This is a genomic window from Oleiphilus sp. HI0043 (genome assembly GCF_001634935.1).
The window spans coordinates 1-746 of the sequence record NZ_LWEY01000053.1; the positions used below are offsets into that span (position 1 = coordinate 1).

A 746-nucleotide genomic window follows, 5' to 3' on the forward strand; every position below is an offset into this window, starting at 1 on the left:
AGTGAGTTGGTGCAACTTGTCGTGGATGTTCCTGGTAAGAGTTTGTCACAAACTATTTTTGAATCAGATCAAACACTCGTGTCACCCTTATATGTGAAAGAAGAGGTCGCTGGTTCAAAACTCTATATTTCGAACGGCGTTACCTTTGACACGAATGATTTAAGTTTCGAATATGACAATAGCAGTAATTTTAATCTGGGTATCTATCACCAGGATCATCATATTCAATCTATGAGCGCTAATAATGCATTACGCTTAAGTTATGGCCTTACAGGTGAGTGGAGTCTTGAGCAAAGTTATTACGGTCGTGAGCTTGTTGCTCTAATACCTACCGGGTTTAATGTTTTGGCTCTAACTCAGCCTTCAAATATTGATGAAAGCGGTTCTGCCGGCTTAAGGTTTGATGTGGTTCAAGTTGGAGATTCCGATGACAACGGCTTACCTCAATGGTGGGAGTCCTTATTTGCAGAAGGTACGCTTGCTCAGTTTTCCAACTTCGACCAGCCTGAAGAGTATGACTTTTCAACAGATTTTAATAGCATAATTGCTAGGGATTTTGATTCAGATAGCGAAGATATGGATGATGATGGCCTAAGCAATTCATTGGAACGTAGTCTAGGTAGCTGTGTTGATGTGAGTGATGAATGTCCTACGCCTTCGGACTCGGATCTAGATGGTTTATCGGATTTGTTCGAACAACAATACTCGTTTACCGACAGCCTGGGTATCGAGCATCGAGTCAGCCT

At 41.8% G+C, this 746-nt stretch carries 1 protein-coding gene; it reads left to right on the forward strand.

Going from position 1 to position 746, the window contains the following annotated elements; translation table 11 throughout:
- A partial coding sequence (locus A3729_RS32030; protein WP_197475467.1) for a hypothetical protein occupies positions 1–746 on the forward strand: 746 nt, incomplete at both ends.